The 1,838-nt window shown below is 62.9% G+C and carries 3 protein-coding genes; all 3 read left to right on the top strand.

Going from position 1 to position 1,838, the window contains the following annotated elements; all coding sequences use genetic code 11:
• Window positions 1-567, top strand: a 567-nt coding sequence (locus EN991_RS34665) for a DUF3306 domain-containing protein (protein ID WP_164769606.1), incomplete at its 5' end; no start/stop codon positions are given.
• A gap of 193 nt (window positions 568-760) precedes the next feature.
• Window positions 761-1,432: a molecular chaperone TorD family protein gene (locus EN991_RS34660; RefSeq protein ID WP_127367123.1), complete on the top strand. Its 672-nt coding sequence runs from the start codon at window positions 761-763 to the stop codon at window positions 1,430-1,432.
• Window positions 1,433-1,475: 43 nt separating this feature from the next.
• The gene (locus EN991_RS34655) at window positions 1,476-1,685 is read left to right on the top strand and encodes a formate dehydrogenase (RefSeq protein ID WP_127367122.1); all 210 of its coding nucleotides are present in this window, start codon (window positions 1,476-1,478) and stop codon (window positions 1,683-1,685) included.
• The last annotated feature ends 153 nt before the right edge of the window (window positions 1,686-1,838 follow it).

The raw sequence follows: 1,838 nt of genomic DNA, 5'->3' as shown, positions 1-1,838 counted from the left end.
GCTCAGGATGCGGGATCGACGCAAGACGAACCAGACGGACCCGCCGAGCCCCTCCCCCGCGTCGAGGACCTGACGCCTGAAAGCGACATTACGGCCTTCTTGAGAAAAGGCGTCCCTGCGGCGCTGAGGAGCGCCGCGACGCGCAGGATGTGGTCTCTCGATCCGGCAATTCGCGATTATGTCGGTCCCTCCGAATACGCCTGGGACTTCAACCAGGCGGGTTCGATGGCAGGGTTCGGCCCGCTGGACGCGAAGGAAGCAGTCGTCAGCTTTCTATCAAAGATGGCTTTACCCATCGAAGCGAATGAGCGGGAAACAGCCGCAATTCCCCGGCCTTGGCCCGCCCAGGCGCCCGGCGAAGCGCACGCCCAATGGCCGGAGAATACGCCACCAGTTGGCGAAGCTGATACCGATGCGCCAGAAGCCCAGACCGTCGAGCCTACCGAGGTGAGGTCGCCAGTTGACGGAGCAGGTGAGATAGAGGCGGCGGACGCGGGCCCTGTCTCTCCGCCCTCGCGTACCGAGGTCCTCTCCCGGCCGCGCCACGGCAGAGCGATCCCGCGCTGACGCCGGGACCTGCTGCACCCGTAGCGCAGAGCCACGATAGCTCACCCAATCAGGGGCCCACGATCAAGGTCACACGACCAACACCGACTTGCTACTAGACCAGCCGCACGAATTCGTCAGACTGCTGTTGCAATCGTTCGGGGTGGGGCTACAATCGCTGACCTAATCTCGGAAGCACGGTCAAGGTCACACGATGAACCCGGACTTGCCCCTGGACCAGGCGTATGGATCGTCGGATGGAGCGGATGCTTCAATCATCGATTTCGATGGCGCTGATCTTGACGATATCGATCAAGCCCGCGCCGACGAATATGCCCTCTTCGCGTTGCTATTGCTCAAGCCACCCGATAGCGGCTTCCTGACCCGGCTTGCCCGCCTGCAAGACAGCAGCGACACGCCGCTCGGTCGCGCTCACGCTGCCTTGGGCCGGGCAGCGGCCTGCACCTGCGCGGATGATATCAATCGCGAATATTTCGAACTTTTCATCGGCGTGGGACGCGGAGAGCTTCTTCCCTACGCTTCCTACTATCTCACGGGCTTTCTCAACGAACGGCCACTCGCCCGCCTGCGCCAGGACATGATGCGCCTGGGCATGGAGCGAGCCGCCGGCCACTGCGACCCGGAGGATCATCTCGGAACGCTCTGCGAGATCATGAGCGGCTTTGCCAGCAATCATTTCGAGGTGGCGGCCGGCGAAGAGCAGGCTTTCTTCGAACGGCACCTCGCGCCATGGGCCGGACGTTTCTTTGGCGATCTGGAAAGCGCAAAAACGGCGAAATTCTACCGATCGGTCGGGGTGGCCGGTCGAACCTTTATCGACATCGAAACTGAAGCCTTTGCCATGGAGACGCGGCGAAGCGCATAGGAAATGCAAGCGGGCCGGATGCCCCTGACAGATGGAGGTTGCAATGCAGGAGGAGCGATCGACGGGACTGAGCCGGCGCAGCTTCCTCCGGGCGTTCGGCGGCGCCTCCACCACCGCCGTTGCGGCGGCGGCACTGGCTCCGCGCGAAGCGCAAGCCTATGACCCCGGTGAAGACGAGATGCGGGCCCGCTACCGGGAAACCGATCACATCAAGGCCTATTACCGCGTGAACCGCTACCCTGAAAAGAAGTGAGGCCGCCATGCTGACGAAGCGCAAAAGCGGACAGGCAAGCCGCACAAGACTGCAAAGCCTCCTTGCTGGCACGGATTCGGCTCCATTCGACCGACGGACATTCCTCCGCCGCTCCGGCCTCGCAGTTGGCGGAATAGCCGCGCTCAGCTCGTT

Origin of the sequence: Mesorhizobium sp. M7A.F.Ca.US.005.03.2.1 (assembly GCF_003997795.1) — a bacterium.
GTDB classification, from domain to species: domain Bacteria; phylum Pseudomonadota; class Alphaproteobacteria; order Rhizobiales; family Rhizobiaceae; genus Mesorhizobium; species Mesorhizobium ciceri.
The sequence above is the reverse complement of the archived record's forward strand: the minus strand, read 5'-3'. Positions and strand labels throughout refer to the sequence as shown.

Coding starts and splice junctions, on each gene's coding strand:
- EN991_RS34655 (WP_127367122.1), top strand. CDS start 1,476: ATGCAGGAGGAGCGATCGACGGGACTGAGCCGGCGCAGCTTCCTCCGG.
- EN991_RS34660 (WP_127367123.1), top strand. CDS start 761: ATGAACCCGGACTTGCCCCTGGACCAGGCGTATGGATCGTCGGATGGA.